The sequence below is a fragment of the Pseudomonas sp. NPDC096925 genome, assembly GCF_044762545.1.
Classification (GTDB): Bacteria; Pseudomonadota; Gammaproteobacteria; order Pseudomonadales; family Pseudomonadaceae; genus Aquipseudomonas.
Window position 1 is genome coordinate 142,053 of sequence record NZ_JBIWEM010000005.1, and the last position, 23,538, is coordinate 165,590.

Annotated in this window: 23 protein-coding genes and 1 pseudogene; 14 read left to right on the plus strand and 10 right to left on the minus strand. The window is 63.9% G+C overall.

What is annotated here, in order from left to right; genetic code table 11:
* The first annotated feature begins 125 nt into the window (after nucleotides 1–125).
* Nucleotides 126–1,808, plus strand: coding sequence for a class II poly(R)-hydroxyalkanoic acid synthase (phaC, locus tag ACIQYU_RS16285; RefSeq protein ID WP_207828477.1), 1,683 nt, complete (start codon nucleotides 126–128; stop codon nucleotides 1,806–1,808).
* A gap of 13 nt (nucleotides 1,809–1,821) precedes the next feature.
* The gene (locus ACIQYU_RS16290) at nucleotides 1,822–2,436 is read left to right on the plus strand and encodes a TetR/AcrR family transcriptional regulator (protein ID WP_233694671.1); all 615 of its coding nucleotides are present in this window, start codon (nucleotides 1,822–1,824) and stop codon (nucleotides 2,434–2,436) included.
* Between the two features lie 130 nt (nucleotides 2,437–2,566).
* Here the strand turns inward: ACIQYU_RS16290 and ACIQYU_RS16295 are convergent, their stop codons facing one another.
* The 3 genes from ACIQYU_RS16295 to ACIQYU_RS16305 all read right to left on the minus strand — a co-directional run bounded on the left by ACIQYU_RS16295 (nucleotide 2,567) and on the right by ACIQYU_RS16305 (nucleotide 4,184).
* Entirely contained in the window at nucleotides 2,567–3,355 is a 789-nt protein-coding gene (locus ACIQYU_RS16295; RefSeq protein ID WP_207828474.1) for a phasin family protein, read from the minus strand.
* A gap of 10 nt (nucleotides 3,356–3,365) precedes the next feature.
* Nucleotides 3,366–3,785 carry a phasin family protein gene (locus ACIQYU_RS16300; RefSeq protein ID WP_023663112.1) on the minus strand — a complete coding sequence of 140 codons (420 nt, stop codon included), beginning with the start codon at nucleotides 3,783–3,785 and terminating at the stop codon, nucleotides 3,366–3,368.
* 123 nt (nucleotides 3,786–3,908) lie between these two features.
* Nucleotides 3,909–4,184, minus strand: coding sequence for a polyhydroxyalkanoic acid system family protein (locus ACIQYU_RS16305; protein ID WP_015272091.1), 276 nt, complete (start codon nucleotides 4,182–4,184; stop codon nucleotides 3,909–3,911).
* A 124-nt stretch (nucleotides 4,185–4,308) separates the two neighbouring features.
* Between ACIQYU_RS16305 and ubiE the strand changes: the two genes are divergently transcribed.
* From ubiE to ACIQYU_RS16365, 12 genes and pseudogenes are all read left to right on the plus strand, one after another.
* Nucleotides 4,309–5,079, plus strand: coding sequence for a bifunctional demethylmenaquinone methyltransferase/2-methoxy-6-polyprenyl-1,4-benzoquinol methylase UbiE (gene ubiE, locus ACIQYU_RS16310; RefSeq protein WP_013974541.1), 771 nt, complete (start codon nucleotides 4,309–4,311; stop codon nucleotides 5,077–5,079).
* Nucleotides 5,079–5,702 carry an SCP2 domain-containing protein gene (locus ACIQYU_RS16315; protein WP_233687315.1) on the plus strand — a complete coding sequence of 208 codons (624 nt, stop codon included), beginning with the start codon at nucleotides 5,079–5,081 and terminating at the stop codon, nucleotides 5,700–5,702. Before ubiE ends, ACIQYU_RS16315 begins: the two co-directional genes overlap by 1 nt.
* Nucleotides 5,699–7,318, plus strand: coding sequence for a ubiquinone biosynthesis regulatory protein kinase UbiB (gene ubiB / locus ACIQYU_RS16320; RefSeq protein WP_207828464.1), 1,620 nt, complete (start codon nucleotides 5,699–5,701; stop codon nucleotides 7,316–7,318). Before ACIQYU_RS16315 ends, ubiB begins: the two co-directional genes overlap by 4 nt.
* Before the next feature lie 72 nt (nucleotides 7,319–7,390).
* On the plus strand, nucleotides 7,391–7,783 hold the full coding sequence (gene hisI / locus ACIQYU_RS16325; RefSeq protein WP_013974544.1) for a phosphoribosyl-AMP cyclohydrolase: 393 nt from the start codon (nucleotides 7,391–7,393) through the stop codon (nucleotides 7,781–7,783).
* A gap of 1 nt (nucleotide 7,784) precedes the next feature.
* The gene (locus ACIQYU_RS16330; protein WP_207828456.1) at nucleotides 7,785–8,120 is read left to right on the plus strand and encodes a phosphoribosyl-ATP diphosphatase; all 336 of its coding nucleotides are present in this window, start codon (nucleotides 7,785–7,787) and stop codon (nucleotides 8,118–8,120) included.
* Nucleotides 8,121–8,274: 154 nt separating this feature from the next.
* The gene (locus tag ACIQYU_RS16335; protein ID WP_003259853.1) at nucleotides 8,275–8,547 is read left to right on the plus strand and encodes a twin-arginine translocase TatA/TatE family subunit; all 273 of its coding nucleotides are present in this window, start codon (nucleotides 8,275–8,277) and stop codon (nucleotides 8,545–8,547) included.
* A 3-nt stretch (nucleotides 8,548–8,550) separates the two neighbouring features.
* Entirely contained in the window at nucleotides 8,551–8,928 is a 378-nt protein-coding gene (tatB, locus tag ACIQYU_RS16340) for a Sec-independent protein translocase protein TatB (RefSeq protein WP_207828454.1), read from the plus strand.
* The gene (gene tatC, locus ACIQYU_RS16345) at nucleotides 8,925–9,713 is read left to right on the plus strand and encodes a twin-arginine translocase subunit TatC (protein ID WP_013974546.1); all 789 of its coding nucleotides are present in this window, start codon (nucleotides 8,925–8,927) and stop codon (nucleotides 9,711–9,713) included. The genes tatB and tatC overlap by 4 nt, the downstream gene beginning before the upstream one ends.
* Nucleotides 9,710–10,417 (plus strand): 16S rRNA (uracil(1498)-N(3))-methyltransferase, encoded by a 708-nt coding sequence (locus tag ACIQYU_RS16350; RefSeq protein WP_207828445.1) that lies wholly within the window; start codon nucleotides 9,710–9,712, stop codon nucleotides 10,415–10,417. The genes tatC and ACIQYU_RS16350 overlap by 4 nt, the downstream gene beginning before the upstream one ends.
* A gap of 101 nt (nucleotides 10,418–10,518) precedes the next feature.
* Nucleotides 10,519–12,435, plus strand: a complete 1,917-nt coding sequence (locus tag ACIQYU_RS16355) for a methyl-accepting chemotaxis protein (protein ID WP_207828442.1) — start codon at nucleotides 10,519–10,521, stop codon at nucleotides 12,433–12,435.
* Between the two features lie 262 nt (nucleotides 12,436–12,697).
* Nucleotides 12,698–13,786 (plus strand): annotated as a pseudogene (locus ACIQYU_RS16360) (methyl-accepting chemotaxis protein); the annotation flags it as partial.
* A 150-nt stretch (nucleotides 13,787–13,936) separates the two neighbouring features.
* A complete protein-coding gene (locus tag ACIQYU_RS16365) occupies nucleotides 13,937–14,641 on the plus strand; it encodes a methyl-accepting chemotaxis protein (RefSeq protein ID WP_371106037.1) in 705 nt (234 codons plus the stop codon).
* Nucleotides 14,642–14,752: 111 nt separating this feature from the next.
* Here the strand turns inward: ACIQYU_RS16365 and ACIQYU_RS16370 are convergent, their stop codons facing one another.
* The 7 genes from ACIQYU_RS16370 to pip form a co-directional block, all read right to left on the minus strand.
* On the minus strand, nucleotides 14,753–15,487 hold the full coding sequence (locus ACIQYU_RS16370) for an amino acid ABC transporter ATP-binding protein (protein ID WP_063912406.1): 735 nt from the start codon (nucleotides 15,485–15,487) through the stop codon (nucleotides 14,753–14,755).
* Nucleotides 15,480–16,442: an amino acid ABC transporter permease gene (locus ACIQYU_RS16375; protein WP_087499690.1), complete on the minus strand. Its 963-nt coding sequence runs from the start codon at nucleotides 16,440–16,442 to the stop codon at nucleotides 15,480–15,482. Before ACIQYU_RS16375 ends, ACIQYU_RS16370 begins: the two co-directional genes overlap by 8 nt.
* Nucleotides 16,443–16,521: 79 nt before the next feature.
* On the minus strand, nucleotides 16,522–17,319 hold the full coding sequence (locus tag ACIQYU_RS16380; RefSeq protein WP_024087841.1) for a transporter substrate-binding domain-containing protein: 798 nt from the start codon (nucleotides 17,317–17,319) through the stop codon (nucleotides 16,522–16,524).
* 252 nt (nucleotides 17,320–17,571) lie between these two features.
* Entirely contained in the window at nucleotides 17,572–20,145 is a 2,574-nt protein-coding gene (mdoH, locus tag ACIQYU_RS16385) for a glucans biosynthesis glucosyltransferase MdoH (RefSeq protein WP_207828402.1), read from the minus strand.
* The gene (locus tag ACIQYU_RS16390) at nucleotides 20,138–21,850 is read right to left on the minus strand and encodes a glucan biosynthesis protein G (protein ID WP_207828394.1); all 1,713 of its coding nucleotides are present in this window, start codon (nucleotides 21,848–21,850) and stop codon (nucleotides 20,138–20,140) included. The genes mdoH and ACIQYU_RS16390 overlap by 8 nt, the downstream gene beginning before the upstream one ends.
* A gap of 263 nt (nucleotides 21,851–22,113) precedes the next feature.
* Nucleotides 22,114–22,551, minus strand: a complete 438-nt coding sequence (gene dtd, locus ACIQYU_RS16395; RefSeq protein WP_207828391.1) for a D-aminoacyl-tRNA deacylase — start codon at nucleotides 22,549–22,551, stop codon at nucleotides 22,114–22,116.
* Nucleotides 22,548–23,519 (minus strand): prolyl aminopeptidase, encoded by a 972-nt coding sequence (pip, locus tag ACIQYU_RS16400; RefSeq protein ID WP_207828389.1) that lies wholly within the window; start codon nucleotides 23,517–23,519, stop codon nucleotides 22,548–22,550. Before pip ends, dtd begins: the two co-directional genes overlap by 4 nt.
* Between the last annotated feature and the right edge of the window lie 19 nt (nucleotides 23,520–23,538).

Here is a 23,538-nt window from a genome sequence, read left to right on the forward strand (position 1 = left end):
TCCAGCTCGGTGCATGGCACCGGCTTCGCCGGTGTTCGCGGGTGAACCCGCTCCCACAGAGCCCCTGCCAAATCAATAAGTATGTTTAGTCATGAGGCACCAGGTCAGGACGAGGGAGTGTTGCCATGAAAGACAAACCGGCCAAAGGAACGCCAACGCTTCCCGCCACCAGCATGAACGTGCAGAACGCCATCCTCGGCCTGCGCGGCCGGGACCTGATTTCCACGCTGCGCAATGTCAGCCGCCAGAGCTTGCGCCACCCGCTGCACACCGCGCATCACCTGTTGGCTCTGGGCGGCCAGCTGGGCCGGGTGATGCTGGGTGACACACCGTATCAGCCGAACCCGCGCGATCCACGCTTCAACGACCCTACATGGAGCCAGAACCCATTCTACCGCCGTGGCCTGCAGGCCTACCTGGCCTGGCAGAAGCAGACCCGCCTGTGGATCGAGGAAAGCCACCTGGACGACGATGACCGCGCCCGTGCGCACTTCCTGTTCAACCTGATCAACGATGCGTTGGCGCCGAGCAACTCGCTCCTCAACCCGCTGGCGGTCAAGGAGATGTTCAACAGCGGAGGCCTGAGCCTGGTACGCGGCGTGGCTCACCTGCTCGATGATCTGCGCCACAATGACGGCCTGCCACGCCAGGTCGACGAACGCGCTTTCGAAGTAGGCGGCAACCTGGCCGCGACCGCCGGCGCCGTGGTGTTCCGCAACGAGCTGCTGGAACTGATCCAGTACAAGCCGATGAGCGAAAAGCAGCACGCCAGGCCACTGCTGGTGGTGCCGCCGCAGATCAACAAGTTCTACATCTTCGACCTCAGCTCGACCAACAGCTTCGTCCAGTACATGCTCAAGAGCGGCCTGCAGGTATTCATGGTCAGCTGGCGCAACCCCGACCCGCGCCACCGCGAGTGGGGCCTGTCCAGCTATGTGCAGGCCCTGGAAGAAGCGCTCAACGCCTGCCGCAGCATCAGCGGCAACCGCGACCCCAACCTGATGGGCGCCTGCGCCGGCGGCCTGACCATGGCCGCGTTGCAGGGCCACCTGCAGGCCAAGCACCAACTGCGCCGGGTGCGCAGCGCCACCTACCTGGTCAGCCTGCTGGACAGCAAGTTCGAAAGCCCAGCCAGCCTGTTCGCCGACGAGCAAACCATCGAGGCCGCCAAGCGCCGCTCCTACCAGCGCGGCGTGCTGGATGGCGCCGAGGTGGCGCGGATCTTTGCCTGGATGCGGCCCAACGACCTGATCTGGAACTACTGGGTCAACAACTACCTGCTCGGCAAGACACCACCGGCCTTCGACATCCTGTACTGGAACGCCGACAGCACGCGCCTGCCCGCCGCGCTGCATGGCGACCTGCTGGACTTCTTCAAGCACAACCCGCTGACCCACCCCGCCGGCCTGGAGGTATGCGGCACCCCCATCGACCTGCAGAAGGTCGAGCTGGACAGCTTCACCGTGGCCGGCAGCAACGATCACATCACCCCGTGGGACGCGGTGTACCGCTCGGCCTTGCTGCTGGGGGGCGACCGGCGCTTCGTGCTGGCCAATAGCGGGCACATCCAGAGCATCATCAACCCGCCCGGCAACCCCAAGGCCTACTACCTGGCCAACCCCAAACTGTCCAGCGACCCGCGCGCCTGGTTCCACGACGCCAAGCGCAGCGAAGGCAGCTGGTGGCCGTTGTGGCTGGAGTGGATCACCGCGCGCTCCGGCCCGCTCAAGGCACCGCGCAGCGAGCTGGGCAATACCACCTACCCACCGCTGGGCCCAGCGCCGGGCACTTACGTGCTGACCCGATGAGCATGCCGACTGGATGAAGACTCGCGACCGTATCCTCGAATGCGCCCTGCAACTGTTCAACCAGCAGGGCGAACCGAACGTATCCACCCTGGAGATTGCCAACGAACTGGGCATCAGCCCCGGCAACCTTTACTACCACTTCCACGGCAAGGAGCCGTTGGTGCTGGGGCTGTTCGAGCGCTTTGAAGAAGCGCTGATGCCCTTGCTCGACCCGCCGCTGGAGGTACGCCTGGACGCCGAGGACTACTGGCTGTTCCTGCACCTGATCGTCGAGCGCATGGCGCAGTACCGTTTCCTGTTCCAGGACCTGTCGAACCTGACCGGGCGCCTGCCCAAACTGGCCCGCGGCATGCGCAGCCTGATCAACGCGCTCAAGCGCACGCTGGCGGCATTGCTGGCCAGCCTCAAGGGCCAGGGGCTGGTTGAGAGCGATACCCAGGCGCTGGGGCAACTGGTGGAGCAGATCACCCTGACGCTGATGTTCTCACTGGATTACCAGCGGGTACTGGGGCGCGATGGGGATGTGGGGATTGTGGTGTACCAGGTGATGATGCTGGTGGCGCCGCATCTGCAGGCTCAGGCGCGGGGGGCGGCGGAGCAGTTGGCGGTGCGCTACCTGGAGGGTTAAGCCTGACAGGAATGTATTGCAGCAGCCGACGCATTCGCGGGTGAACCCGCTCCTACAGGTACGGTGCAGAGCTTACAAGCGGCGCACTACCTGTGGGAGCGGGTTTACCCGCGAAGAAGGCGACGCGGTATCAGATCAGGGTACCGGTGCCTGTCGGTGCCGACGGCGGGTTGCTGGCCGGAGCCGCGGTTGGTGCAGGAGCTGCGCTAGCGACCGGAGCGGCGCTGGCCGCTGGGGCTGCCGGCTTGGCGGCTGCCGGTTTCGCCGGTGCTTTCTTCACCGCAGGTTTCTTGGCTGCCGCAGGCTTGGCCGCTGCCGGTTTCGCCGCTGGTTTGGCTGCTACAGGTTTGGCAGCCGCCTTGGTGGCAGGTTTTGCCGCAGCAGTTTTGGCTGCCGGCTTGGCCGCCGCGGTTTTCGCCGCAGGCTTGGCCGCTGCCGTCTTGGCCAGTGGCTTGGCCGCCGCCTTGCTCGCAGCCGGTTTGGCCGCAGCAGTGCGCGACGAAATCGGCGTAACCGAAGCACCGGTCAATTTCTCGATCTGCTTGGTCAGGCTGTCCACCTGCTGGTGCAGGGCCTTGATCTCGTTGCGGCTCGGCACGCCAAGGCGCGAGATGGCGCTGTTCAGGCGTTTGTCGAAGGCCTCTTCGAGTTCGCTCCACTTGCCCAGCGCACGGTCCTTCACGCCCGACACACGCGAAGTGGTCGACGACTTGGCGGTTTCCGCCACGTCTTCAGCGGTCTTCTTCGCCTGCTTCTCGGCCTTCTCGCCATCCTTCACCAGCGAGTCGAACAGCTTCGGGCCGTCCTGGTCGATCTTCGAATAGATACCCAGCCCTGCCAGCCAGATCTTGCGGGAGTACTTCTCGATCCCGCCGACCCAGGAGCTGCCTTCTTTCTCGGAATTCTTCTTGCCAGCCATCCTGCTCTCCTTATGGTTTGTGCGCGACGCGCTCGAGCAGCTCGTGCAGCTGTTCAAGCTTGATGGACAACGCCTCAACGTCATGTTTAGACGGAATGCCCAGGCGATTCAAGGCGCGACCGACCCGCGCGTCGAAAGCTTTTTCGATCTTGTCCAGTTGAACTTCGACCTTGCCACGTACGCGGCTGACCTCCTGGGTCGCTTCGTCGATCTGGTTGTTGGCAGCATCGAGCTCTTTGTCGATGCGCTTCTTGCCACGCTTCTCGACGCCTTCGCCGGCCTTGACCAGCTCATTGAAGTAGTCGGAGCCTTCCTGGCCCACGCGCGCATAGGCGCCGATGCCCGCCAGCCAGATCTTGCGCGCGTAGCCGCGCACCTCGCCCAGCGTGCCCGGGGCGTCGTCCTTTTTCTTCACTGTCACTTTGGCCATGCTCTGTACCTCATGCTCATGAGTGGAGGAGGAACCGCCCATGGAGGTTGGGCTTGAGCACAAGGTAGAGAGGGAAATTAGAATCTTCACCCTAAGGTGAACGAGCATGGCCCCGGGGAGGGATCAGGCCAGGGCTTTGTCCAGCGCCCGCTCGATCTCGCCCTTGATGGTGCCGCTCATCATCGACAGCATCATGCCCAGCTTCAATTCGACGCGGATGCGGTCATCGAAGATGTGCACGCTGCCGTTGGCACCGCTGCGCGCCACGTCGACCCGGTCACCGTTCCAGGTGGCCTTGAGGTCGTATTCGCGGGTCAGTTTGTCGACCAGCGCTTCGGCCTTGGCACGGGCGGCATCACGGCCGAGGGAATGTTTGCGTTCGACGCTGATCTGGGTCATGCGGGTGTTCCTGAAGATGAAGACATAATGGGCATTATGCCCGCCCCTGCCCACTGGCACACCCCGCCAAGACAAATCCGCCCGTTCGCCCTAGAATGGCGGTAATTTTTTCCGGTGAAGCGATATGAACGACCAGCGCAAAGGCGACCACGCCGAACCCACCACCCATTTCGGTTACCAGGACGTCCCTGAAAGCCAGAAGGCGAAGAAAGTCGCCGAGGTGTTCCACTCGGTGGCGGCCAAGTACGACCTGATGAACGACGTGCTTTCCGGCGGCATGCACCGCCTGTGGAAGCGCTTCACCATCGAGCTGTCGGGCGTACGCGCCGGCAACCGGGTACTGGACATTGCCGGCGGTACCGGCGACCTGGCCGCCAAGTTCTCGCGGCTGGTCGGCCCGACCGGTCAGGTCGTGCTGGCCGACATCAACGAGTCGATGCTCAAGGTCGGCCGTGACCGCCTGCTCGACCGTGGCGTGGCCGGCAACATCGAGTTCGTCCAGGCCGACGCCGAGAAGCTGCCATTCCCGGACAACCACTTCGACTGCGTGACCATTGCCTTCGGCCTGCGCAACGTCACCCACAAGGACGAAGCCATCCGCTCGATGCTGCGCGTGCTCAAGCCGGGCGGTCGCCTGCTGGTACTGGAGTTCTCCAAGCCGACCAACAAGCTGATGTCCAAGGCCTACGACGCCTACTCGTTCGCCTTCATGCCACTGGCCGGCAAGCTGATCACCAACGATTCGGAAAGCTACCGTTACCTCGCCGAATCAATCCGCATGCACCCCGATCAGGAAACCCTGAAAGCCATGATGGTCGAGGCCGGTTTCGACCGTGTCACCTACCACAACATGACCAGCGGCATCGTCGCCGTGCACCGGGGGATCAAGCCCTGATGCTGCTGGCCGGGCTGCTCGCCAGCGTCGAACATGGCCTGAACCGGGTCCTGCGCATGGACAGCACGGCCCTGCCGCGGCTGGCCGCGCTGGACGGCAAGGTCATCGAGATCGACTGCCGCCAGCCGGCCCTGCAGGTGTTCATCCTGCCCGATGAACAAGGCTTGATGCTCGCCGGCCATTGGCAAGGCGAGGTCGATTGCAGCCTGCGCGCCCCGGCCGGCAGCCTGGCGCAACTGGCCCTGGCCAAGGACAAGACCGCCGTGCTGCACAGCCCGCAGGTCGAGCTGCATGGCGACAGCGCCGTGCTGCTCGACCTGTTCGGTGTGCTGCAGGACCTGGAGCTTGACTGGGAACACGAGCTGCAACGCTGGCTCGGCCCGGTCGCCACGGCGCTGCTGGCCGGCCACATCCGCCTGCGCGCACGCTGGACCCGCCAGGGCCTGGCGCGCTTCAGCCAGAACCTTTCCGAGTACCTGGCCGAAGAGTCCCGTACCTTGGTTGGCAAGCGCGAAGCCGAAGCCGCCTTCAGCGAGCTCGATGCCCTGAAGCTCGATACAGAACGCCTCGAGGCGCGCCTCAAGCGCCTCTCCCGATCCCTTGATACCAGCGATAACGCATGAAGCTGCTCGCCGTCCGCCGTCTTTTTCGCATCCAGCGTGTGGTGATCCGCTACCGTCTCGATGACCTGCTGTTCGACCTGCCGCTGCCCTGGTGGCTGATGAGCCTGCGCCTGCTGATGCCATGGCGCTGGCTGCCGCGCAAGCCGAACGAGCTCAGCCGTGGCGCGCGCCTGCGCCTGGCCCTGCAGGACCTGGGGCCGATCTTCATCAAGTTCGGCCAGTTGTTGTCCACCCGCCGTGACCTGCTGCCCAACGACATTGCCGATGAGCTGATGTTGCTGCAGGACCGCGTACCGCCGTTCGACCCCAGGCAGGCCGTGGCGCTGATCGAGGCACAGCTGGGCGCCCCGGTGACGCAACTGTTCAGCCGCTTCGACGTCGAGCCGCTGGCCTCGGCCTCGGTGGCCCAGGTGCACGCTGCGCGCCTGAAAAGTGGCGAGGAAGTGGTGGTCAAGGTGGTACGCCCGGGCCTGAAGCCGGTGATCGCCCAGGACCTGGCCTGGCTGTTCCTGATTGCCAAGGCCGCCGAACGCGCTTCGGCCGACGCCCGCCGCCTGCACCCGGTGGAAATCGTCGGCGACTACGAAAAAACCATCTACGACGAGCTCGACCTGCTGCGCGAAGCGGCCAACGCCAGCCAGCTGCGGCGCAACTTCGAAGGCTCCGAGCTGATGTATGTGCCCCAGGTGTACTGGGACCTGTGCCGCCCCAAGGTGCTGGTGATGGAGCGTATCTACGGCGTGCCGGTGACCGACATGGCCACCTTGGCCGACCAGCGCACCGACATGAAGCTGCTGGCCGAACGGGGCGTGGAGGTATTCTTCACCCAGGTGTTCCGCGACAGTTTCTTCCATGCCGACATGCACCCCGGCAACATCTTCGTCAGCACGGTCAAACCGTGGAGCCCGCAGTACATCGCCATCGACTGCGGCATCGTCGGCAGCCTGACCGCCGAGGACCAGGACTACCTGGCGCGCAACCTGATCGCTTTCTTCAAGCGTGACTACCGCCGCGTCGCCCAGTTGCACATCGACTCGGGCTGGGTGCCGGCACACACCAAGGTCAACGAGTTCGAAGCGGCAATCCGCACCGTGTGCGAGCCGATCTTCGAAAAACCGTTAAAGGATATTTCCTTCGGCCAGGTGCTGATGCGCCTGTTCCAGACCGCCCGGCGCTTCAACATGGAAGTGCAGCCGCAACTGGTCCTGCTGCAGAAGACCCTGCTCAACATCGAAGGCCTGGGCCGCCAGCTGTACCCCGACCTGGACCTGTGGAGCACCGCCAAGCCATTCCTCGAGCGCTGGATGCGCGACCGCATGAGCCCCAAGGCCGTGCTCGGCAACATCCACAGCCAGGTCGAGCAACTGCCGCACCTGGCCGACATGGCCCGCGACCTGCTCGAACGCCTGTCGCAACCGCACCTGCACGATCCGCAACTGCCGGAGCGGCGCCGCCAGGGCGACCGCTGGGCGCTGCGCCTGCTCGGCGCCGGCCTGCTCGGCGGAGGCGCGGTCCTGGCCGCTGGCGCCGCCGCAGCCGCCAGCCTGGCCGCCCCTGCCGCCTGGCCGGCCTGGCTGATGCTGGCTGCTGGCCTTTACCTGATCGTGCGCCAATAGCCAGCCGCGCCCATGGCTGGCACACTAGCGCAAAGGGCCCGGCACAGGAGCGGGCCCGCTTTGGAGTCGACGATGAAAGACTGGCTGGACGAGATCAAGTGGAACAGCGAAGGCCTGGTACCGGCGATCGCCCAGGACCACAAGACCGGACGCGTGCTGATGATGGCCTGGATGAACCGCGAATCGCTGGCCCTGACCGCCGCCGAGCAGCGCGCCATCTACTGGTCGCGTTCGCGTGGCAAGCTGTGGCGCAAGGGCGAGGAATCCGGGCATGTGCAGAAGCTGCATGAAATGCGCCTGGACTGCGATGCCGACGTGATCATCCTGATGGTCGAACAACTGGGCCATATCGCCTGCCATACCGGCCGTGAAAGCTGCTTCTACCGCGTCTTCGAGGACGGCCAGTGGAAAACCGTCGACCCGGTCCTGAAAGACCCGGATGCCATCTACAGCGCAGGACACTGACATGAGCGACACCCTCAACCGCCTGGCCGCAGTGCTTGAAGAACGCAAGCAAGCGGCGCCCGACAGCTCCTACGTGGCCAGCCTGTACCACAAGGGCCTGAACAAGATCCTCGAAAAGCTCGGCGAAGAGTCGGTCGAGACGATCATTGCCGCCAAGGATGCTGCAGTCAGCAAGGATTACAGCGATGTCATCTACGAAACCGCCGACCTGTGGTTTCATAGCCTGGTAATGCTCAGCGCGCTGGGCCAGCATCCGCAGGCCGTGCTTGACGAGCTGGAACGCCGTTTCGGGCTTTCCGGGCATGACGAGAAGGCCGCACGCCAGCCTTCGGCCTGACGTATTTTCGGGCGCCTGTGGGAGCGGGCGTGCCCGCGAAGAATGCGACGCGGTGCATGGCACCGGCTACGCCGATGTTCGCGGGCATGCCCGCTCCCACAGGGGCCGTGTTGCCGGATCGATTTGCTGTACACACATTTTTCAGGAGTACGAAATGGGTATCTTTGACTGGAAACACTGGATCGTCCTGCTGGTAGTCGTGGTCCTGGTGTTCGGCACCAAGAAGCTGAAGAACTTCGGCAGCGACCTGGGCGAGTCGATCAAGGGCTTTCGCAAGGCCATGAGCGATGAAGAGAACAAGCCGGCCGAGCAGACCCCGCCGCCAGCCCAACCCGTTCCACCGGTGCAGAACACTGCCCAGCAGAACCAGGGCCACACCATCGAAGGCCAGGCCCAGCCGGTCCAAGAGCCGCAGCGGAAAGACTGACCCATGTTCGGCATCAGTTTCAGCGAGCTGCTGCTCGTCGGCCTGGTCGCCCTGCTGGTGCTCGGCCCCGAGCGCCTGCCCGGTGCCGCGCGCACGGCAGGCCTGTGGATCGGCCGGCTCAAGCGCAGCTTCAACAGCATCAAGATGGAAGTGGAGCGCGAAATCGGCGCCGACGAAATCCGCCGCCAGCTGCACAACGAGCACATCCTGCAGATGGAAGAGGAAGCCAAGCGCATCCTCAACCCGATGACGCCACCGGCGCAGCCGCCCGTCACCACCGCCACCGTGCAGCCCCCCGCCGGGCTCGAAGCCAGGCCAGCCGAAACAGCTGCCACCCCGGCCACGCCTTCTGAACCGCCTCAACCGCCGCGAGCCCCATGAGCGAGAATCCGGAACACGACCAGCCAATGCCGCTGGTTTCGCACCTCACCGAACTGCGCACTCGCCTGTTGCGCTGCGTTGCCGTCATTTTCCTGATCTTTGCCGGGCTGTTCTCCTTTGCCCAGCAGATCTACACCCTGGTCTCCGCGCCGCTGCGCGAGCACCTGCCGGCCAATGCGACGATGATCGCCACCGACGTGGCCTCGCCGTTCCTCACGCCGTTCAAGCTGACCATGATCGTCTCGCTGTTCCTGGCGATTCCGTTCATCCTCCAGCAGATCTGGGGCTTCATCGCGCCCGGGCTGTACCGCCATGAAAAGCGCATCGCCATTCCACTGCTGGTGTCGAGCATATTCCTGTTCTACGCCGGCATGGCCTTCGCCTATTTCCTGGTGTTCCCGCTGATCTTCGGCTTCTTCGCCAGCGCCACGCCGGAAGGCGTGTCGATGATGACCGACATCGCCAGCTACCTCGACTTCGTGATGACGCTGTTCTTCGCCTTTGGCGTGGCCTTCGAAATCCCGGTGGCGGTGGTGCTGCTGGTATGGATCGGCGTGGTCGACGTGAAGTACCTGAAGAAGATTCGCCCCTACGTGATCATCGGCTGCTTCGTGGTCGGCATGGTCCTTACCCCACCGGACATCTTCTCCCAGACCCTGCTGGCCGTACCCATGTGGCTGCTGTTCGAGATCGGCGTGCTGTGCGGCAGCCTGATTCGCAAGCGCAGCGCCCACGATGAAACCGCCAACGACCACAACGACCAGCCACCAGCGACCCAACCGTGAACCTGTTGCTCCTTGAAGAGGCCGACTTCGTCTCGGCCGACCGCGTCGTTCTCGCTGACCGGCGCTTCACCCACATGCAGGACATCCACCGCGTGGCGGTGGGCGACAACCTGCGCGTGGGCCGTATCAACGGCCTGATGGGCAAGGCCACGGTGCTGCGCCTGGAAAAGCACGAAGCCGAACTGGAAGTCGCCTTTGACCAGCAGCCACCGGCCAAGCTGCCGCTGACCCTCGTGCTCGCCGTACCCCGGCCGAAGATGCTGCGCCGGCTGTTCCAGACCGTGGCCACCCTCGGCGTGTCGCGGCTGATCCTGGTGAACAGCTACAAGGTCGAGAAAAGCTTCTGGCAAACCCCCTTCCTGCACCCGGACAGCATTCGTGAAAATCTCATCCTCGGCCTGGAACAGGCGCGCGACACCGTGCTGCCCGAGGTGATCATCGAGAAGCGCTTCAAGCCCTTCGTCGAAGACCGCCTGCCCGCCATCGCCGCAGGCACCCTGGGCCTGGTCGGCCACCCCGGCCCCTACCCCGCCTGCCCGCGCGCAGTGGAGCAAGCCGTGACCCTGGCCATAGGTCCCGAGGGTGGCTGGATCCCCTATGAGGTCGACCTGCTGGGCAAGGCAGGCCTGGCACCGGTGCAACTGGGCGAGCGTATCCTGCGGGTCGAGACTGCTGTAACGGCGCTGCTTTCGCGCATTTTCTGACGTAAACGCCGCATTTTCGCCCATCAAGTTTCCTTCTCCCTGGCCGATGGCCTTGGCAACACAACAACTATTTGTGCTGCCACGCCGCCAGGGAGTCGTATATGTATCAATGGTTCGCCCAATCGTTGGGCAATGTGAGCGTCAACCGCAAACTGGGGCTGGGCTTCGGCCTGGTGCTGCTGTTGACCCTGGCCATTACTCTGGTCGGCTGGCACGGTATGGACAGCATCATCGAACGTGGCGACAAGCTGGGAAACATCTCGGTCATCCAGCAGTACACCCAGGAACTGCGCATCGCCCGCCAGCATTACCAGCGCCAACGTGACGAAGCCTCGGTGGCTGAGCTTGAAAAAGCCCTGGGCAACCTCGACCGCCAGGTGCAGCTGATGCTCGGACAGATCGAGCAACCCACTGACCGCCAGCGCCTGGAGCAACAACGCGAGGCCGTGCGTACCTACCAGCAGGCGTTCAACGAACTGAAGCAAGCCGGCCAACGCCGCGAAGCCAGCCGTGGCGTGCTGGGCGACAGTGCCGACAAGGCCGCGGAGCTGATCGGCCGGGTACAGCGGGGCCTGCTGCAAGGTGGCGATATCAACCAGTACCAGTACGCAGTGGAAGTCAGCGCCCTGCTCCAGCAGGCACGCTTCCAGGTGCGTGGCTACACCTACAGCGGCAATGCCGATTTCCAGCAAACGGCGCTCAAAGCCATCGACCAGGCTCTGGCCGAACTGCGCGCGCTGCCGGCCAAAGTACCGGCTGAACATGCCGCCAGCCTGGACGATGCCGCCACCGCCCTGGCCGGCTACCGCGATGCGGTCACCCAGTTCGGCAATGCCCAGGTCGCCAGTGAACAGGCCCTGCAGCACATGGCCGAGCAAGGCACGGTACTGCTGCAGACCAGCCAGGCGATGACCATCTCACAAACCGCTGTGCGTGACGCCGGCGCAGCCCAGGCCAAGACCCTGCTCGCCGTGGCCACCGTGCTGGCCCTGGCCCTCGGCCTGCTGGCGGCCTGGGCCATCACCCGGCAGATCATCATCCCGCTGCGCCAGACCTTGCGCGCCGCCGAGCGCGTGGCCAGTGGCGACCTGACTCAAGCGCTGCAGGTACAACGCCGTGACGAACTGGGCCAGTTGCAAGCCAGCATGCAGCGCATGACCCAGGGCCTGCGCGAACTGATCGGCGGCATCGGTGATGGCGTCACGCAGATCGCCAGCGCTGCCGAGGAGCTGTCGGCGGTGACCGAGCAGACCAGCGCCGGGGTCAACAACCAGAAGGTCGAGACTGATCAGGTAGCGACCGCCATGAACCAGATGACCGCTACCGTGCATGAAGTGGCGCGCAATGCCGAGCAGGCCTCGGAAGCCGCGTTGATGGCCGACCAGCAAGCCCGCGAAGGCGACCGTGTGGTGGGCGAAGCGGTGGCGCAGATCGAGCGCCTGGCCGGTGAAGTGGTCAACTCCAGCGAAGCGATGAACCAGCTCAAGGCCGAGAGCGACAAGATCGGCAGCGTGCTCGACGTGATCAAGTCGGTGGCTCAGCAGACCAACCTGCTGGCCCTCAACGCGGCGATCGAAGCGGCCCGTGCCGGCGAGGCCGGGCGTGGCTTTGCCGTGGTGGCCGATGAAGTGCGCAGCCTGGCGCAGCGCACCCAGCAATCGACCGAAGAGATCGAAGAGCTGATTGCCGGCCTGCAAAGCGGCACCCAGCGCGTGGCCAGCGTGATGGACAGCAGCCGCCAGTTGACCGACAGCAGCGTCGAACTGACCCGCCGTGCCGGCAGCTCGCTGGAAACCATCACCCGCACCGTCTCGTCGATCCAGGCGATGAACCAGCAGATTGCCACTGCCGCGGAAGAACAGACAGCCGTGGCCGAGGAGATCAACCGCAGTGTGATGAATGTGCGGGACATTTCTGACCAGACCTCGGCAGCCAGTGAAGAGACGGCGAGCTCCAGCATGGAGTTGGCGCGGTTGGGTACCCATTTGCAGGGGTTGGTGGGGCGGTTCAGGCTCTAGGCTGATGGGTGGGTCGCCTGTGCCGGCCTCTTCGCGGGTAAACCCGCTCCCACAGGTACTGCACAGCTCTCAACACCTGTGCAGTACCTGTGGGAGCGGGTTTACCCGCGAAGAGGCCGGCACAGGCAGAATCCTCCCACATGCTGCGGTGAAATTTCCTACCTGATTATCAGGTCAAGTCCTACAACTCCGCTGCCGATTGGCAGAGGTGTGATGCCGGCAATACGCCCGCCTCCCTCTCTCAATCGCACGGAGACCTCCCATGCTCGGCTACCTCAACCGCAAGCTCGGCAACATCAGTGTCGGTGCCAAACTGGCTCTCGGCTTCGCCGTGGTTCTGCTACTTACCCTGGCCACCACCATCAGCGGCTGGCGTGCACTGGATGGCGCTATTGTCCGTTCACAGCAACTCAGCGAAATAGGCCAGATAAACGATCTGACCAAGGACCTGCGCGCAGAGCGCATCACTTACCGCGTGCTGAACGACAACGCCAGCAAGTCACGCATCATCACTATCCTCGATCAACTGAACAGCATGCTTGCCACGCTGCAACAACGCAGCAACGTCGATGAGTCACGGCAGATGCTGACCGACAAACTGGCACTGCTGCAGCGCCTGCGCGATGACTTCAGCGAACTGCAACGCACCGTCGCCAACCGTATCGCCCTGCGCGAGGCCATGCAGGCGCAGGAACAGAAGCTCAACGAGGCGATCGACGAACTGCAGACCCAGGCCTTGCTGGAGATGCCTGCCGACAGTCAGCAAGGCGGTGTGCTGAGCCTGATGGATACCCTCAGCCGGCATATCGACGGTGCCAACCAGCAGAGCTTGGTGCCGGCCTACACCTTCACCCCTGTCGAGGACTTCGCCAAGGTCGGCGACAGCGCCCTGGACGCTGCCGATACCAGCCTGGGGCAACTGCTCAAGAGCCTTGCTCCGCTGCGCCTGTCGCGCGCCGTCACCGAGCAGCCCGGAATCGAGCTGGCCAAGTACCGCACCAGCCTGGACCAGTACCGCCACGCCGCGGTGCAGGTCGAGCAATTGCAGAACAACCTGGAAAAGATGGGCAATGAGTTGCGCGCGGTAAGCCTGGAGCTCGGCAAGCGCAAGGTCGAGCAACGCGACAGCGAAGCCCTGGCTGCCCGCTCGCTGCTGACCAGCGTGGCGCTACTGGCGCTGGCGGTGGGTGTGCTGGCCGCCTGGCTGATCACCCTGCAGATCACCCAACCCTTGCGCCAGACCCTGGCCGTGGCCGCACGCATCGCCAAGGGCGACCTGAGCCAGGTCGAAACGGTGCAGCGGTGCGACGAGATGGGCCAGTTACAGACCAGCATGCGCGAAATGACCTTGAGCCTGCGCGAGCTGATCGGTGGCATCGACCAAGGCGTCGGGCAACTGTCACAGGCAGCCTCGGAGCTGGCGACCAGCAGCGAGGACACCAAGCTGCGCATCAACCAGCAGCGCGAGGAAACCGACCAGGTGGCAACTGCCATGAACCAGATGAGCGCCACCGTACAGGAAGTGGCGCAGAACGCCGAACAGGCCTCTCTGGCCGCGACAAACGCCGACCAGCAGGCGCAGATGGGCGACCAGGTAGTGGCCGAGGCCATCGGCCGTATCGAACAACTGGCCAGGCAGATGGACCATTGCCTGGCGGCCATGCAGCATCTGGCAGGCGAGAGCCAGCGTATCAGCGGCATCCTCGATGTGATCAAGTCGGTGTCCGAGCAGACCAACCTGCTGGCCCTGAACGCGGCGATCGAAGCGGCACGGGCCGGTGAAGCCGGGCGCGGTTTTGCCGTGGTGGCGGACGAAGTACGTGGGCTGGCGCAGCGCACCTCGACGGCGACCGAGGAAATTGGCCAACTGATCGACAGCCTGCACAACGGGACTGATGAAGTGACACGGTTGCTGGACAGCAGCAAGAGCCTGACCGAACAGAGCGTGGAGCTGAGCCGCAAGGCAGGGCATGCGTTGAGCCAGATCACCGATACGGTGTCGAACATCCAGGGTATGAACCAGCAGATTGCCACGGCCAGCGAAGAGCAGAGCGTGGTGGCCGAGCAGATCAACCGCAGCGTGCTGAATGTGCGCGATGTGTCGGATCAGACCAGTGCGGCCAGTGAGCAGACGGCGGCGTCGAGTGGCGAACTGGAGCAGTTGGGGCAACAGTTGCGGGGGATGGTGGGGCGGTTCAACATCTAGACAGGAGTCGCCTGCTTCGCGGGTAAACCCGCTCCTACAAGTACCTCGCCGCTCTCAAAGTCGGTGCAGTACCTGTGGGAGCGGGTTTACCCGCGAAGAGGCCGGTGCAGGTTAAAGCACCTGACGCAGGAACGCCTGCGCGCGCGGGTCCTTCGGCGCGGCAAAGAACGCGGCCGGGGCCGAATCCTCCAGCAGCTTGCCATGGTCGAAGAACAACACCCGGTCAGCCACTTCACGGGCGAAGCCCATCTCGTGGGTAACGCAGACCATGGTCATGCCTTCCTGGGCCAGGGTCTTCATCACGTCCAGCACCTCGCCGACCATTTCCGGGTCAAGCGCCGAGGTCGGCTCGTCGAACAGCATCACCTTCGGGTCCATGGCCAACGCGCGGGCGATCGCCACCCGCTGCTGCTGGCCGCCGGACAGGCGCGACGGGTATTCGTTGGCTTTCTGCGCAATGCCAACCTTCTCCAGCAGCGCCCTGGCCTTGGCCTCGCGGTCGGCCTTGTTACGCTTGCGCACCACCTTCTGCGCCAGGCACAGGTTTTCCAGCACGGTCATGTGCGGGAACAGGTTGAAGTGCTGGAACACCATGCCGACTTCGCGGCGGTAGGCGTTGATGTCGGTCTTCGGATCGGCCAGTTGCAGGCCGTCGATGGCCACATGGCCTTCGTCGAAATGCTCCAGGCCGTTGAGGCAGCGCAGGAAGGTCGACTTGCCCGAACCCGACGGGCCGAGCACCACCACCACTTCGCCCTTGGCGACCTGGGTGGTGACGTTGTCCACAGCCCGTACCACGTGGCCACGGGTGTCGAAGACTTTCAGCAGGTCACGGACTTCAATCACTTTGCGCAAGCCTCCGCTCGAGCCGGCTTGCCAGGTGCGACAGCGGCAGGTTGATCAGCAGGTACAGGCCTGCCACGCAGAACCAGATCTCGAAGGTCGAGAACGAGGTGGTGATGGCCTCGCGGCCGCTCTTGGTCAGTTCGGTGATGGCGATCACCGAGACCAGCGAGGTGTCCTTGACCAGGCTGATGAACTGGCCGGCCAAAGGCGGCAGCACACGTTTGAACGCCTGCGGCAGGATCACGTGGCGCATCGACTGGCCCGCGTTCAGGCCCAGCGAGCGGGCCGCTTCGTTCTGGCCCTTGGCGATGGACTGCACGCCGGCACGAACGATTTCAGCCACGTAGGCGCCGGTGAACAGCGCCAGTGCGGCCACCCCGGCAAACTCGCGGGACAGGTTGAGCACGGTACCGATGAAGAAGTAGAAGATGAAGATCTGCACCAGCAGCGGGGTACCGCGCACCAGTTCGACATACACCGTCGTCAGGTCACGCAGGGTGGGGTTGCTGGACAGCCGGCAGAGGCCGGCGAACAAGCCGATCAGCAGGCCCAGGGCACCGGAAACCACCGAAATCCACAGGGTGGTCCACAGCCCCCAGACCAGCGGGCCGGCCGCCCAGTGGCGGGTGACGCCAATCTGGTCGCCTTCGGCCACATCGTCGCCGCGGGCCAGCTGCAGGCTGTCCTTGGCCACGTCGAGTACCTGCTCGGCACCGTTCTCATCTTTCAGCGTGACACGGGCATTGTCGCCCGAGATGACGATCTCCTGCACGGTGCCGTAACCGGCGGCGCGCTGTGCTTCCTCGGCCTTGTAGGCGAAGTACTGCGGTACGCGGTTCCAGCGCCACTCGTAGGAAATCATCGAGGTGGCCATATACAGGCTGAACGCCAGGCCCACCAGGACCAGGGCAGTCAAACCGTGCCAGGGCCACTGGGCTTTCTTGTGTTTGATCACGTGGGGTACTTCCGTAAATGCGAACGCGCAGGGTTTGCCTGCGCGTCGGGGTCATAAAGCCGGGCTTGTGACCTGGGCCTTATTCCATTTCCTTCAGCCAGTCCTTGTTCTTGAACCACTTGTCGTGAATACGATCGTAGGTCCCGTCATGCTTGATCTGGTGCAGGAAGTTGTTGATGAAGTTGATGCTGTCGTAGTCGCCTTTCTTCAGGCCGAAGGCCAGCGGCTCGTAGGTGAAGGGTTCTTCGAGGAACAGCAGCTTGCCGGCACCGGCCTTGTCCACTGCCACCACGTTGTACGGTGCGTCGTAGACGAAGGCATCAGCCTTGCCATTGACCACGTCCATCACCGCTTCCTGCTCGTTGTCGTAGCCGTGGTACTTGGCCTTGGCGATCAGCTTCTTGGAAACCATTTCGCCGGTGGTACCGAGCTTGGAGGTGATGCGGTACTTCTCGTTGTTCAGGTCCTTGTACGACTTGATCTCGCCCGCCAGCTCCTTGCGGATCAGCAGGGTCTGGCCAACCACGATGAAAGGTTCGCTGAAGTTCAGGCGCAGGTTGCGTTCCTGGGTCAGGGTCATGCCGCTGCCGATCATGTCGAACTTGTCGGTCAGCAGGGCCGGGATGATACCGTCATAGGCGGTGGAAACCGGCTCGAACTTGACGCCCATGGACTTGGCCATGGCTTTGAGGATATCGACTTCGAAGCCGATGATCTCGCCACGCTTGTTGGTCATCTGGAATGGCATGTAGGTCGGGTCCATGCCCACCCGCAGGGTGCCGCGCTTGACCGCGTCATCGATAGCACCCGCCTGGGCCGCCGTCACGGCGACCAGGGCGGTGACACCGACCAGCAGTCGCGAAAGGTATTTCTTGATCATCACCAAGTCCCCTAGCAAGAAAAGTAGCGAATCTTATTGTTGGCATGGCCGTAGCGGCCGATGCGTCATATCGGAGAGGGATGCTAACGCATGGCGGCTCGGGGACCTAGAGCCGGGGGGGACTTTGTTGGCCAAAATCGAGGGAGGGCCCTAAAAGCTTCGCGGGCACGCCCGCTCCCACAGGTACAGCGCATGCCTCAAAGGCTGTGAAGTACCTGTAGGAGCGGGCGTGCCCGCGAAGAGGCCCGATCAGGCGCCGACGAGTGCCGGTTGGCCTTCATTCTCCGGGTGCAGCGGCAACAGCGGCGAATGCGGGTCGTTCTTGATCGATGCACGCCACACGTTGATCCACGCCGCATTGTGCTCGGCCCAGACCTGCTCGTGCAGGCGGGTCAGCGCCACCGGGTCGCTGAGCAGGGCCAGGCGGGTATTGAGGTCAAGGCCTTGCGGCCCGACTTCCATCGCCTTGGCCACACGCTCGACGCGCAGTGCCTCGATCGGTGCCGCCTGGCCATGACGGGCAGTGGCCATGGCACAGGCCAGGGCGTTCTGCCGCGGGTCGACCACGGCCCGCACGAAGCCGTCATGCAGGGCATGCCAGCGGTTTTCGTGGGTGTACCGGTCGGTCGCCAGCAGCTCTTGCGGGGTAGCGTATTCCTCGGGGATGAGGAACAGCTTCTCGTCCTTGGCCGCCAGGCCCAGGCGGGTGCGGCTGGAGATCACCGAAACCGGGATCGACAGCACCAGCGAACCGACGATTGGCGCCAGCCACCACAGGAAGCTCGGGTTCAGCCAGGCCACCAGCGCCGCCCAGGCAATGCCCAGCAGGGTCTGCGGGCCATGGCGGCGCACCGCTTCGCTCCACGGCGTGGAGTCATCGTCACGCTGCGGCGAATTCCAGGTCGCGGCCCAGCCGAGGAACGCAGCCAGCACGAAGCGGGTGTGGAAGATCATGCGCACCGGTGCCAGCAGCATGGAGAACAGCATCTCCATCAACATCGACAGGGTGACCTTGATGCGCCCGCCAAACTCGGTCGCGCCCTTGGCCCAGATCAGGATGACGCTGAGCAGCTTGGGCAGGAACAGCAACACGATGGTGGTGGAGAACAGCGCTACGGCCTTCTCCGGGTGCCACTGCGGCCACAGCGGGTAGAGCTGGTACGGCTCGATGAAGTACTGCGGCTCCATCAGCGTGTTGGTCGCCAGCAGCGCGGTCGACAGCACCAGGAACAGGAACCACAGTGGCGCCGACAGGTACGACATCACCCCGGTGAGGAACACTGCACGGTGCACCGGGTGCATGCCCTTGACCAGGAACAGGCGGAAGTTCATCAAGTTGCCGTGGCACCAGCGGCGGTCGCGCTTGAGCTCGTCGAGCAGGTTCGGCGGCAGTTCTTCGTAGCTGCCCGGCAGGTCGTAGGCAATCCACACGCCCCAGCCGGCACGGCGCATCAGCGCGGCTTCGACGAAGTCGTGGGAGAGGATTGCACCGGCGAACGCGCCCTTGCCCGGCAACGGCGCCAGGGCGCAGTGCTCGATGAACGGCTTCATGCGGATGATCGCATTGTGGCCCCAGTAGTGCGACTCGCCCAGTTGCCAGAAGTGCAGGCCGGCGGTGAACAGCGGGCCGTACACGCGGGTGGCGAACTGCTGCAGACGCGCATACAGGGTGTCCATGCCCGAGGCTTTAGGCCCGGTCTGGATGATGCCGGCGTCCGGGTTGGCCTCCATCAGGCGCACCAGGCTGCTCAGGCACTCGCCGCTCATGACGCTGTCGGCGTCGAGTACGACCATGTACTTGTACTCGCCGCCCCAACGACGGCAGAAGTCGTCGAGGTTGCCGCTCTTGCGCTTCACCCGGCGCCGACGGCGACGGTAGAAGATGCGGCCAAAGCCTTTGGTTTCGCGGCACACGTCCAGCCAGGCCTGTTGCTCGGCCACGGCGATGTCGGTGTCGTTGGTGTCGCTGAGCACGAAGAAGTCGAAGCGGTCAAGGTTGCCGCTGGCAGCCACCGACTCGAACGTTGCGCGCAGGCCGGCGAACACGCGTGGCACGTCTTCGTTGCAGATCGGCATCACCAGCGCGGTACGCGCCTCGGGCGCGATCGGCTCGTTGCCTGCGCTGCTACCGGAAATCTTGTACTTGTCACGCCCGGTGAGCAGCTCGAGGAAGCCCATCAGCGCGGTCCAGAAGCCCGCCGACACCCAGCAGAACAGAATGCCGAAGAGGATCAGGATGGACGTCTGCAAGGCATACGGCCATACCTGCACCACGGTGTCCCAAAGCGGCTGGTTGACGACTTCGTCAAAGTCCACGAACGACCAGCCCTGATACGGCAGGATGCCCTTCATGTACCAGCCGGCGACGATGGTCTGGCCGATCATCAGCGCCAGCAGGATGTAACGGCGGATCGAGCCGACCGTGCGCCAGCGGGCCGGCGGCAGCTCGCGCTTGGGCGGCTGCGGCGCGTTGGTACGGCCGGTCATGCGCCGCCACATGCGGATCAGCACGTTGGTGCGCCATGGCTCGGGCACGACCTTGGTGCGCTTGATCGGCGGGGCGATCTTCAGGCACAGGCGGCCGCTGCCGTCGACGCCAAGCATTTCGGCGTCTTCCAGCTCGGCGGCGCTGCCTACGGTCAGGCGCGGGCCCACCGAGGCCTGCACGGCCTCGGCAGAGCTGGCGGCCGGGTTGGCCGCCAGGCGTTGGTGCAGCTCACTGAATGACGTGCAGCTGGCGAGTTCCGCCCGTTGCTCGTCGCTCAGTGGTAGGTGGGCCAGGTACTCGCGAAGCGATTCCGGCCTTGCGCTTGAGTTACTCATCGGCAGGCAACTGATAGCTCCAGGTCTCGGTCAGCACCTTCTCGGTGGTGGCCGGGGTCCCGTTGGTGGGCGCCGCATCGGCGGCAGGTTGTTCGGCCTTGGCGGTTTTCTCGGCCTTGGCTTGCTTGGCTGCAGCCTTGTCCTGCTTGGCAGGTTTGGCGGCTTCGACCGGCACGTCACGCACCAGCGCGGCACGCATTTCGGTCGACTTGTTGGCTTCCTTGACCTTCAAACGCAGGGTCAGGCGCCAGCCCTTGGTCTCAGGGTTATAGCGCAGGTTGTTCTCGACCACCTCGGCGTTGTCGGCCACGCTGATCTGGCTGCGCACGGCGGTGTCTTCCGGCAGGGCGGCCAGTGCCGGGCCGGCGAAGTCGACCAGGAAGGCCACGCTGCCGTCTGGCTGGCGGATCAGGTTGGACTGCTTGACGTCGCCGGTGGAACGCAGGGTCTGCTTGACCCAGCCCAGCTCGGGGGCCTGGAACTTCGGCTCGTCGATAGTCCAGTGCAGACGGTAGGCGTACTCGAATGGCTTGCCTGGCTCAGGCAGCTTTTCCGGGCTCCAGAAGGCCACGATGTTGTCGTTGGTCTCGTCGGCAGTCGGGATTTCGACCAGGTCGACGGTACCCTTGCCCCAGTCACCCTTCGGCTCGATCCAGGCGCTCGGGCGCTTCTGGTAGTTGTCGTCGAGGTCTTCGTAGTCGCTGAAGGCGCGCTGGCGCTGCATCAGGCCGAACCCACGCGGGTTCTCGACGCTGAAGTTGCTCACGGCCAGGTGTTTCGGGTTGTTCAGCGGGCGCCACAGCCACTCGCCGTTGCCGGCATGGATCGACAGGCCTTCGGAGTCGTGCAGGGCCGGGCGGTAGTTGAGGACCTTGGACGGCTGGTTGGGGCCGAACAGGTACATGCTGGTCAGCGGGGCGATGCCCAGGCGGCTGACATGGTCACGCAGGAACACGCGGGACTGCACGTCGACCACGGTGTCGTTGCCCGGGCGCAGGGTCAGCTTGTAGGCGCCGGTGGAACGCGGCGAGTCCAGCAGGGCGTAGATCACCAGATGCTTGTCGGTCGGCTTGGGCTTCTCGACCCAGAACTCGGTGAAGCGCGGGAACTCCTCGCCCGACGGCAGTGCGGTGTCGATGGCCAGGCCACGGGCCGACAGGCCATATACATGACCCTTGCCGACCACGCGGAAATAGCTGGCGCCAAGCAGGGTCATGATCTCGTCCTGCTTGTCGGCCTTGTTGATCGGGTACAGCACGCGGAAACCGGCGTAACCCAGGTTCTTGGTGGTTTCCGGGTCGTGGGGCACGTCACCGAATTCGAAACGGCTCGGGTCGTACTTGATTTCCTCGACCTTGGTGGCGGTGACCTCGTTGATCTTCACCGGGGTATCGAAGTGCATGCCCTGGTGATAGAACGACAGTTTGAACGGAGTCTTGTCCTTGGCCCACTCGGCCTTTTCCTGCAGGAAATGAATCTTCTGGTAGTCCGCAAACTTCATGTCGCGGAATACGGCTGGCAGGTTGCTTTTCGGTGCGTCGTACTTCTGGCCGGCCAGATCCTTTGCCTTGGCTGCAACATCGTCAAGATTGAATGCCCACAGCTGGCCCGCGCTCATCAGGCCGATCAGTGCCACACTGGCCATCAGGGCCTTGCGTAGCCCGGTTCCGGGGATTCTTGATGCTTTTTGGGGACTAACAATCACGAGCAACCCTCGCCGAAAACAGATCATGAAACCAACGGCCAGCGACAAATGCCGGGTTGGCGAGCACTGTTCGGACCCCGTGAGGGCGTAATGATTCCCCAAACGGATCCAGACAATGCTCGAGTCAGAGTGAAACGAACCTGCGAACGCAGGTCCATGCAGCGCGCGATTATCCAGCAGGTCGCGTGACAACGCATCAGGCTGGAACAACTATTTATCGTACAAAACCCCTTGTTTTCTTGTGAACAAGGGGTTTTTTGCCCTCACATTTGTAACATAAATGTTACGGGGCCATCATTGACCAGGTGCACCTGCATGTCTGCGCCGAATTGCCCGCTTGCCACGTCGGCGTGCCGAGCCCTGGCTTGCTGCAAAAGATAGTCGAACAACTCGGCGCCGAGGGCCGGTGGCGCTGCCGTCGAGAAGCTCGGGCGCATGCCGTTGCGGGTGTCTGCCGCCAGGGTGAACTGCGACACCAGCAACAAACCACCCCCGACATCCTTGAGCGACAGGTTCATCTTGCCCTGCTCGTCACTGAACACCCGGTAGTTCAACAGCTTGTGCAGCAGCTTGTCGGCCTGCTCACGGGTATCTTCAGGCTCGACGGCCACCAGCACCAGCAAACCTTGGTCGATGGCACCTACCACCTCCCCCGCTACTTCCACCCGTGCGCCGCGCACACGTTGCAGCAGGCCCCTCATGCTTCTTCCAGGGGCAGATCGAGCAAACGTCGGGCCATCTGGTCGGCAGCACGCACCAAGGCATCGGTGATGCCCGGTTCGGAAGCCGCGTGGCCAGCGTCACGGATAACCTTCAGTTCGCTGTTCGGCCAGGCCTGGTGCAGCGCCCAGGCGTTGTCCAGCGGACAAATCACATCATAGCGGCCATGCACGATCACCGCCGGCAGATGAGCAATTTTCGGCAGGTCGCGAATCAGCTGATCCGGCTCGAGGAAAGCATTGTTCATGAAGTAGTGGCATTCGATACGGGCGATCGACAGCGCGCGCTGCGGCTCGGAGAAGCGATCGACCACCAGCGGGTTGGGGCGCAAGGTGGCAGTACGGCCCTCCCAGGTGGACCAGGCCTTGGCCGCGTGCATCTGGGCGATCTGGTCGTTGCCGGTCAGGCGCTTGTGGAAGGCCGATACCAGGTCACCGCGCTCTTCCGGCGGGATCGGCGCGATGTAGTCCTGCCAGTAGTCGGGGAACAGGCGGCTGGCGCCTTCCTGGTAGAACCACTGGATTTCCTGGGGGCGGCACAGGAAGATACCGCGCAGGATCAGGCCATGTACCCGCTCGGGGTGGGTCTGGGCGTAGGCCAGGGCCAGGGTGGAACCCCACGAGCCGCCGAACAGCACCCATTTATCAATGCCCAGGTGCTCGCGGATGCGCTCCAGGTCCTCGACCAGGTGCCAGGTGGTGTTGTTCTCCAGGCTCGCGTGCGGCGTGGAGCGACCACAGCCGCGCTGGTCGAAGGTGATGATGCGGTACAGGGTGGGGTCGAAGTAGCAGCGGCTCTGGGCGTCGCAACCGGCGCCCGGGCCGCCGTGGATGAATACCACTGGCAGACCTTCTGGCGAGCCGCTTTCATCGACATACAGCACATGCGGCGCTTCCACGGCCAGATCGTGCCGGGCGTAAGGTTTGATCTGCGGGTACAGGGTCTGCATTGCGCACTCCGTGTGAGGA

What these genes read in the sequence shown, in the direction of transcription:
- phaC (WP_207828477.1), top strand. Translation starts at nt 126, where the DNA reads ATGAAAGACAAACCGGCCAAAGGAACGCCAACGCTTCCCGCCACCAGC.
- ACIQYU_RS16290 (WP_233694671.1), top strand. Translation starts at nt 1,822, where the DNA reads ATGAAGACTCGCGACCGTATCCTCGAATGCGCCCTGCAACTGTTCAAC.
- ACIQYU_RS16295 (WP_207828474.1), bottom strand. Translation starts at nt 3,355, where the DNA reads ATGGCTGGCAAGAAGAATTCCGAGAAAGAAGGCAGCTCCTGGGTCGGC.
- ACIQYU_RS16300 (WP_023663112.1), bottom strand. Translation starts at nt 3,785, where the DNA reads ATGGCCAAAGTGACAGTGAAGAAAAAGGACGACGCCCCGGGCACGCTG.
- ACIQYU_RS16305 (WP_015272091.1), bottom strand. Translation starts at nt 4,184, where the DNA reads ATGACCCAGATCAGCGTCGAACGCAAACATTCCCTCGGCCGTGATGCC.
- ubiE (WP_013974541.1), top strand. Translation starts at nt 4,309, where the DNA reads ATGAACGACCAGCGCAAAGGCGACCACGCCGAACCCACCACCCATTTC.
- ACIQYU_RS16315 (WP_233687315.1), top strand. Translation starts at nt 5,079, where the DNA reads ATGCTGCTGGCCGGGCTGCTCGCCAGCGTCGAACATGGCCTGAACCGG.
- ubiB (WP_207828464.1), top strand. Translation starts at nt 5,699, where the DNA reads ATGAAGCTGCTCGCCGTCCGCCGTCTTTTTCGCATCCAGCGTGTGGTG.
- hisI (WP_013974544.1), top strand. Translation starts at nt 7,391, where the DNA reads ATGAAAGACTGGCTGGACGAGATCAAGTGGAACAGCGAAGGCCTGGTA.
- ACIQYU_RS16330 (WP_207828456.1), top strand. Translation starts at nt 7,785, where the DNA reads ATGAGCGACACCCTCAACCGCCTGGCCGCAGTGCTTGAAGAACGCAAG.
- ACIQYU_RS16335 (WP_003259853.1), top strand. Translation starts at nt 8,275, where the DNA reads ATGGGTATCTTTGACTGGAAACACTGGATCGTCCTGCTGGTAGTCGTG.
- tatB (WP_207828454.1), top strand. Translation starts at nt 8,551, where the DNA reads ATGTTCGGCATCAGTTTCAGCGAGCTGCTGCTCGTCGGCCTGGTCGCC.
- tatC (WP_013974546.1), top strand. Translation starts at nt 8,925, where the DNA reads ATGAGCGAGAATCCGGAACACGACCAGCCAATGCCGCTGGTTTCGCAC.
- ACIQYU_RS16355 (WP_207828442.1), top strand. Translation starts at nt 10,519, where the DNA reads ATGTATCAATGGTTCGCCCAATCGTTGGGCAATGTGAGCGTCAACCGC.
- ACIQYU_RS16365 (WP_371106037.1), top strand. Translation starts at nt 13,937, where the DNA reads ATGAGCGCCACCGTACAGGAAGTGGCGCAGAACGCCGAACAGGCCTCT.
- mdoH (WP_207828402.1), bottom strand. Translation starts at nt 20,145, where the DNA reads ATGAGTAACTCAAGCGCAAGGCCGGAATCGCTTCGCGAGTACCTGGCC.
- dtd (WP_207828391.1), bottom strand. Translation starts at nt 22,551, where the DNA reads ATGAGGGGCCTGCTGCAACGTGTGCGCGGCGCACGGGTGGAAGTAGCG.
- pip (WP_207828389.1), bottom strand. Translation starts at nt 23,519, where the DNA reads ATGCAGACCCTGTACCCGCAGATCAAACCTTACGCCCGGCACGATCTG.